The 6,333-nt window shown below is 67.3% G+C and carries 6 protein-coding genes, 1 pseudogene and 1 riboswitch; of the genes and pseudogenes, 2 read left to right on the top strand and 5 right to left on the bottom strand.

Annotated elements, in window-relative coordinates; all coding sequences use genetic code 11:
- Window positions 1-285: 285 nt before the first annotated feature.
- A complete protein-coding gene (locus HUK82_RS13610) occupies window positions 286-627 on the top strand; it encodes a carboxymuconolactone decarboxylase family protein (protein ID WP_176614476.1) in 342 nt (113 codons plus the stop codon).
- Window positions 628-634: 7 nt separating this feature from the next.
- On the opposite strand, the gene crcB is transcribed toward HUK82_RS13610, so the two are convergent.
- From crcB to HUK82_RS13585, 5 genes are all read right to left on the bottom strand, one after another.
- Window positions 635-1,066, bottom strand: a complete 432-nt coding sequence (gene crcB, locus HUK82_RS13605; RefSeq protein WP_176614475.1) for a fluoride efflux transporter CrcB — start codon at window positions 1,064-1,066, stop codon at window positions 635-637.
- A gap of 71 nt (window positions 1,067-1,137) precedes the next feature.
- Window positions 1,138-1,202, bottom strand: a riboswitch (Fluoride riboswitch).
- Window positions 1,203-1,262: 60 nt separating this feature from the next.
- A complete protein-coding gene (mrdA, locus tag HUK82_RS13600; protein ID WP_176614474.1) occupies window positions 1,263-3,173 on the bottom strand; it encodes a penicillin-binding protein 2 in 1,911 nt (636 codons plus the stop codon).
- A 22-nt stretch (window positions 3,174-3,195) separates the two neighbouring features.
- Window positions 3,196-3,762 (bottom strand): hypothetical protein, encoded by a 567-nt coding sequence (locus HUK82_RS13595; RefSeq protein ID WP_176614473.1) that lies wholly within the window; start codon window positions 3,760-3,762, stop codon window positions 3,196-3,198.
- Window positions 3,763-3,767: 5 nt separating this feature from the next.
- Complete coding sequence (mreC, locus tag HUK82_RS13590) at window positions 3,768-4,664, bottom strand: rod shape-determining protein MreC (RefSeq protein WP_176614472.1); 897 nt, start codon at window positions 4,662-4,664, stop codon at window positions 3,768-3,770.
- 89 nt (window positions 4,665-4,753) lie between these two features.
- Entirely contained in the window at window positions 4,754-5,800 is a 1,047-nt protein-coding gene (locus HUK82_RS13585) for a rod shape-determining protein (RefSeq protein WP_176614471.1), read from the bottom strand.
- 371 nt (window positions 5,801-6,171) lie between these two features.
- Here HUK82_RS13585 and HUK82_RS17485 point away from each other — a divergent pair.
- Window positions 6,172-6,333 (top strand): annotated as a pseudogene (locus HUK82_RS17485) (cell envelope biogenesis protein OmpA); the annotation flags it as partial.

Here is a 6,333-nt window from a genome sequence, read left to right as displayed (position 1 = left end):
GGCAGCGCGGGCCTGTTCGGGGTCCGCGTGCAGGATGCCGCGGGCCACGCCGCGCTCATAGGCCGCGAGAGGCCCGGTGCCGGGCGGGACTTCAAGCAGGGCGCGCGAAGGGGACTCGGTCCTGGCTTCGGCGAGGGTATCGACGGCGCTGTCGTTCATGTCCAACCGCGATAGCGGGCGAATTTTGGCGCAGCAAGGGTTACCGCTCCGGAAACTGTGTCGTGACAGCCATGCTCGCGCTGAGGTGAACTGATCGGCCACCATAGCTTGAGGAGCGCTTCGTCCATGACTGACTGGAATGACTACCGACACAATCTCGGCACCAATGTCTCCGCACTTCAGGCCCTGACGCCGGATACATTACGCGCGGTAGGTGCCCTCGACGGAGCGGCGGCCAAGGGCGGTCACCTGGACGCGAAGACGCGCGAGCTGATTTCACTGGCCGTTGCGGTCACCACGCGGTGTGACGGCTGCATCGCCGTGCATTCGGCCGCCGCCGTCAAGGCCGGCGCCACGCGTGAGGAAATCGCCGAAGCGCTGAGCGTGGCGATCGCGCTGAACGCCGGCGCGGCGCTCGTGTATTCCTCGCGCGTGATCGAGGCCGTCGACAGCGTGGCCAAGGCGTAACGCGCGGTTACGCTTCCTCGTCGGGATCGAGCGCCGCCAACTGGATCGCCCCCGGCGCGTAATGCCGGCCGATCGCCGCCCCCAGGGCCGCGGCGGCCAGGCACAGCACGACCGACAGGGCGATGTTCCAGGCCGCCCGGCCCGGACTGCCGATCCGTGCCAGATCGAGCGTCTGCAGGCTGAACGACGAGAAGGTGGTGAAGCCGCCGCAGAGTCCGACCATGACGAACAGGCGCGTGTTTTCGGACGTGACCAGCCGCCCGTGCACCAGCGTGAGCGTGCCGAACAACGCGATGATGAACGAGCCGATGATGTTGATGCTCAGCGTGCTCCACGGAAAGGCGCGGCTGATCGGTGCCATCGTCACCGACATGGCGTAACGGGCGAGTGTGCCCAGCGCGCCGCCGAGCATGACGATCAGACAGGTGGTCCAGGACATCCTGCGGTCCCCTTTCAGACGGCACGGGGCCGTCGGCAAGGCGGGGACGCGCACGCTCCCGCCTTTCGTGACGATCGACAGGAGTCATCAGCCCATATACAGGCGGTTTCGGGGGAACCCCATCCCCATCATGGCGACCTGCGGCCGTCCGTCGGCCACACAAGCATAGCGCCACCGCGGCGAAAAGCCGGCCCGATCAGAATTCGTCGAGGTCGGCGACCGTCTGGCCCGGGGGCGTCGTACGGTTCGCGGGGTCACGCGTCAGCGCTTCGGTCATGATCGCCTTGGCCAGTGGGGCCGCGGCATCCGCGCCGGCATTGCCGTGCTCGATCACCACCGAGAGGGCATAGCGCGGGGCGTCATAGGGCGCGAAACAGATGAACAGGGCGTGCGGCCGGTACTCCCACGGCAGGTCGGCGGAGACGAAATGGCCGCTCTCACGCAGCGCGCGCGAAACGTGACGCACCTGGGCCGAACCGGTCTTGCCGGCCATTTCGATGCCGGGCAGGTCGAGACGCGCCTTCGGCGCCGTGCCGTGCGGTTCGTTGACGACCGCGTGCATGCCCCCGCGCAGGGCCTCAAGGAAGCGGGGGTCGGCGTCCAGTGCTGACCAGTGCGACGGATCGGCCAGCGGCGTCCGGACGCCCTCCACCGCGCGCACGAGATGCGGCTGCACGCTGCGGCCCGTGGCGATGCGTGACGCATAGGTCGCGAGTTGCAGCGGCGTGACCTGAACGAACCCCTGGCCGATGCCGCTGACGATGGTGTCGCCGCCGTTCCAGTGAAAGCCGTGCGCCCGGCGCCATGCGGGAGTCGGGATCAGGCCGTCGCGTACATGCGGCAGTTCGATATCGAGCGCGGTGCCAAGGCCGAAGCCGTGCGACGCGTCGGCGATCGCCTCCATGCCGGTGCGGCGCGCGACCTCGTAGAAATAGACGTCGCAGGAATATTTGAGCGCGTCGTGTAGGTTGACCGAGCCGTGGCCCCAGCGCGACCAGCAGTGAAAGCGCGTGCCGCCCACGTCGTAGTACCCCGGACAGCTGATCCGGTCCTCGGGCGTGATCGAGCCCGCTTTCAGCGCGGCCAGGGCCACGGCAGGCTTGAAGGTCGACCCGGGGGGATAGACGCCCGAGGCCGCCTTGTTGATCAGCGGGGTCGCCTTGTCGCTGGTCCAGGCCAGCCACTGGTCATGGCTGACGCCGCTGTCGAACAGGGACGGATCGAAGGAGGGGTTGCTGACCATGGCCAGAACTTCGCCATTGGTGCAGTCCATCACCACCGCGCTGGCCGACTGGTCCGCGATGTGGTCCAGCACGGCCTGTTGCAGGCCGACATCGATGCTCAGCGCCACTTCCGACCCCGTGGTGCCATCGATGCGGTTGAGCTCGTTCATGACGCGGCCGACGGCGTTGACTTCCATCTCGACCGACCCGGGCGCCCCGCGCAGCAGGGTGTCCTGCGTCGACTCGACGCCGGCACGGCCGACGCGCATGCCGGGCAGCGCCAGGGTCGCGACCTTGGCCACATCGCGTTCGTTGGGTGGTGCGACATAGCCCACCACATGCGCCATCAGGGGTCCGGTGGGATAGGCGCGCGTCGTGCCCACGTCGATCAGCACGCCCGGCAGTCCGGGCGCGTTCAGTTCGATCCGCGCCATCTCGTCCCACGACAGGAAGTCCTTGAGCATCACGGGGATGAACTTGCGCTGGTGACGCATCTCGCGCTGGATGCGTCCGCGATCGTGCTCGTCCAGCGGGATAAGCTGGGAAAAGCGGTCGATCGTGCCGGGGATGTCGGTCGTGTCCTCGGGCATCAGCAGGGCGCGCCAGCTGACCTTGTTGGTGGCGAGCGCGATACCGAACCGGTCGACCACGCGTCCGCGTGCCGGCGCCAGCAGCCGTTTGCTGACCCGGTTGTTTTCCGCCATGCGGGCGTATTTGCCGCCATCGACGACCTGAAGGTCGTATAGGCGCCGCCCGAGAACGCCCAGGACCGCCCCCTGTGCCGCCATAAGCAGCAGCGCGCGCCGGGTGAACACGCCGCGCGTCGGGTCCACGACGTCCTTTTTCGGCATCAGGCGTGTGGTATGACGTTTCTTGCCGATCATGCCTGCGGGTGATCCGGTGCTCTCATGTCTGGACCGGAGAAACGATCGTGCGGTTCGTCCAGACGAACAGCACGGAGAGCAACGGATAGAGTCCCATGGCCAGCCCTGCCTGAAACAGAGCCGGTCCCGGCGCCATCAGTCGAAGCGAAAAAGCCGAAATGAGAGCCCACTCCAGTGCGCTGCCTCCCAGAGCGATCAAAGCGAAAATCGCCCATAACGCAAGGAAATTCATCTGCGACAGGCTGAAGCGCGCCGTGATCGCGATCGCGTGCGCCAGCAGCAGGACCAGCACGACCAGACCCAGCGGCAGAAAGCCCAGAAGATCCATCAGAAGGCCGATGGCGAAGACGGCGAGGGCGGGCATGGCCGCAGGTCGCATCACCGACCAGAAGAACACCGAGCCGAGCGTCACCCCGAACAGGATCTCGGCCTGCCCCGGCACGCCCAGCGGCGCGGACAGCACGATGACGGCCACGAGCGTGAACAGACCGGGCAGCGACCGGCGGAACGCCATGTCAAGCCACAGGATGGGCGTCATGCGCGGCGAGATGCCGGGATGCAGGTCAGACCCGCGCTGGTCGATGGCCATGGTCGTCACCCGCGTCCGAGCAGCGGCGGAAGACCTGGCTGCGGCAGGGGCGGCCGTGCGACGCGGCCGGGCGCCTGGGGGCTGCCGACCGATGAGAGCCCGTAATCGAACAGACGGACGACGCCGAGACGGGACAGGTCGGCCAGCGGCTGCACGACCGGCTGTCCGGGGCGGGGATAGTGGATGGTGCCGATCGGCAGTCCGGCGGGGACGTGGTCGATCCGGTCCCCGGTCAGGACACGCTCGCCCTCGATCGGGCGATTGTCCTGCGGGTAGAAGATAACGCGCGGGTGGTCGGTGTTGTCGCCGGCCATGATCGCTTCGGCGTGACTGGAGGCAAGCTGCACGGGAATGCGGCTGGAACTGTCGGTAATCAGCAGAACGCGCGCGGAACGTTCCCCCACTTCGGTCACGCGACCGACAAGGCCGTTGCCGTCAAACGCCACGTCGCCGATGGCCGCCCCGTTATGACCGCCGACCATCAGGAGGATCGCACGTGCGTACAGGCCTCCGGCGTCCCGCACCGCCAGACCCGAGACGAAGGTCGGTACCGCGTCGGGGATCCAGTGCAGGCTGGCCTTGAGCTGCTCGTTCTCGTTCGCGAGTGTCACGGCGACCTGATACCAGCGGCGCATTTCCGCGTTGTCGGCCCGCAATCGCGCGTTCTCCTGGGCCATGCGCCCCATGGTCGACAGCTCGGCCAAGATGGCGCGGGCGCGCACGCCGGGTACGCGCGTCAGGCGATAGGCCGGCGCCAGCACGTCGGACACGCGCATGCGCGCGTGTTCGGCCAGCGGCCGATCGGCCTGGCCGAGGGCGATCATCAGGCAGGCCAGCACGATCATCAGCGGCAGGAGGAGTTTGCCGAGCGCCTGACGCAGCGGGATGGAAAGTGGTATCACGACGACCAAGCCCCTCTCGGCGTCCCTGCACCCGGCGTTACGTCCGAACGGACAGAAGGTTCTGCCTTTTCAGGCTTAACACCCAAAGATTAATACATGCTTGTCAGCACGTTGCGCAGGCGCTTCATCTCCTCGAGCGCACGGCCGGTGCCGAGCACGACGCAGGACAAGGCCTCTTCCCCGACGGTGACCGGCAGGCCGGTCGCGTGGCGCAGGACTTCGTCCAGTCGGTAGAGCAGCGCCCCGCCACCGGTCAGCACGATCCCCTTGTCCACGATGTCGGCCGCCAGTTCGGGCGGCGTGTTCTCAAGCGCGGTGCTCACGGCGTCGACGATCTGCGACACGGGTTCACTCAGGCTCTCGGCGATCTGGGCCTGGGAGACGATCACCTCACGCGGGACACCGTTGATCAGGTCGCGCCCCTTGACCTCGCGCAGCGGTCCGGGGTCGTTGGGGTCGTCGGGCATCATGGCCGAGCCGAGTTCGATCTTGATCTTCTCGGCCGAGCTTTCCCCGATCAGAAGATTATGGTTGCGCCGGATGTAGGAGATGATGGCTTCGTCCATCTTGTCGCCGCCCACGCGGGCCGACCGGGCATAGACGATGCCGCCCAGCGAGATGACCGCGACTTCGGTCGTGCCGCCGCCGATGTCGACGATCATGCTGCCCGACGGTTCGGTGACCGGCAGGCCAGCCCCGATCGCCGCGGCCATCGGTTCCTCGATCAGGTACACCTTGCGCGCGCCGGCACTCTCGGCACTCTCCTGAATGGCGCGACGTTCCACGGCGGTCGAGCCGCTCGGCACGCAGACGATGATCTGAGGGCTGGCGAAGGAGCGGCGGTTGTGGACCTTGCGGATGAAATGCTTGATCATTTCCTCCGCCACCTCGAAATCGGCGATCACGCCGTCGCGCATGGGGCGGATGGCGGTGATGTTGCCCGGGGTCCGGCCAACCATCTGCTTGGCTTCCTCGCCGACGGCCAGAACCTGCTTGCGCCCGCGCACATCGGCGATCGCGACCACCGAGGGTTCGTCCAGGACGATCCCTCGTCCTTTGACATAGACCAGTGTGTTGGCGGTCCCGAGGTCGATGGCCATGTCGGCGGACATAAGACCCAGCAGGCGAGAAAACATCGGGGACTCCGGCAAAACGCAGCAGGCGGACGAAACGGGGCGGCGGCCCGCACCATGCCCCGCGCGGAGGTGGGGAGGTCGGCGGACAGAGCACGATCGGACAAGCCGCACGGCTTAACGGGCCGGACCCAAGACGGCAAGAGCGCAGGGCGGGATTGTCGTCGAGTCGAGCGCTCTTTTTGTTGGACCGTCGCCATGGTTCGGCCACAGGTCGGCCCCGATCATTCCCGGATTGGGGTGTTATCTGCGTGCAGCAGCCCGTGACGGAACGCCGCAACCGCGTGACGGCTGCGCCGTTTGGACGACACGGGCTCGATCGACCCCGTTCGCGGCCGCGCCGCGTAGCAGAAGAAGAAAGACAGGATCATACCATGCGAACGCATTCCCGCACATCCGGCACCCTTCTCGGTATCGGCGCCAGTGTCGCTCTGGCCCTGAGCCTCAGTGCATGTGGCGACCCGTATAGCCCCGGCGCACGCGCGGGCAGCGGCGCCCTGATCGGCGCAGGCGGCGGTGCGGCGATCGGCGCGATC

The organism is Ameyamaea chiangmaiensis (assembly GCF_013376175.1).
Lineage (GTDB): Bacteria > Pseudomonadota > Alphaproteobacteria > Acetobacterales > Acetobacteraceae > Ameyamaea > Ameyamaea chiangmaiensis.
This window is presented reverse-complemented; position numbering and strand designations above follow the sequence as displayed.

Bases quoted from the DNA above. Each gene is read 5' to 3' on its own strand.
- HUK82_RS13610 (WP_176614476.1), top strand. From the start codon at position 286: ATGACTGACTGGAATGACTACCGACACAATCTCGGCACCAATGTCTCC.
- crcB (WP_176614475.1), bottom strand. From the start codon at position 1,066: ATGTCCTGGACCACCTGTCTGATCGTCATGCTCGGCGGCGCGCTGGGC.
- mrdA (WP_176614474.1), bottom strand. From the start codon at position 3,173: ATGATCGGCAAGAAACGTCATACCACACGCCTGATGCCGAAAAAGGAC.
- HUK82_RS13595 (WP_176614473.1), bottom strand. From the start codon at position 3,762: ATGGCCATCGACCAGCGCGGGTCTGACCTGCATCCCGGCATCTCGCCG.
- HUK82_RS13585 (WP_176614471.1), bottom strand. From the start codon at position 5,800: ATGTTTTCTCGCCTGCTGGGTCTTATGTCCGCCGACATGGCCATCGAC.